This is a genomic window from Vibrio sp. 10N.222.52.B7, from assembly GCF_041474275.1.
GTDB classification, from domain to species: domain Bacteria; phylum Pseudomonadota; class Gammaproteobacteria; order Enterobacterales; family Vibrionaceae; genus Vibrio; species Vibrio crassostreae_C.
The window spans coordinates 1-454 of the sequence record NZ_JBFRTU010000349.1 but is presented as its reverse complement, the minus strand read 5'-3'; the positions used below and the strand labels follow the sequence as shown (position 1 = coordinate 454).

Annotated in this window: 1 pseudogene; it reads right to left on the bottom strand. The window is 39.2% G+C overall.

Features of this window, described 5'->3' with window-relative positions:
• Nucleotides 1–454: pseudogene (locus AB4512_RS23160) on the bottom strand (TonB-dependent vitamin B12 receptor); the annotation flags it as partial.

Genomic DNA, 454 nt, shown 5'->3' with positions numbered 1-454 from the left:
ATATGATTCATCGCGCCAATCAACGCCACCAGCTAACACAACATTCTTGTTCAATTTATAGCTACTGACCCACTGAACATTGTTTTGTTCTAATTCGTCTTGAGTTCCAGAGGTTTTGCTTTCACCAAATTGATAGTTCCAAGAATCTTGGCTTTGTACTGTTGCTTGCATCTCAGAGTGTAATTGGCTGCCTTGATAAGTACCACCAATCGACACTGATAAATCGTCTTTTTCAGACTCCATATAACTACGTGTACTATATGTATTGTCATATTGGTAAATATTCTCATAAGCACGAACATTACCAAATACACTGAATTGTTCATTCAACTTATGAGTATAACCAACCAAACCATTCAACGTTTCAAAGCCATGGCGGTCGCCATCATTTAAGCCAGGTACGGGCTTAACATTGTAGCCTTCATCGCTCTCATGGCTAATAGCAAGGTTTAGC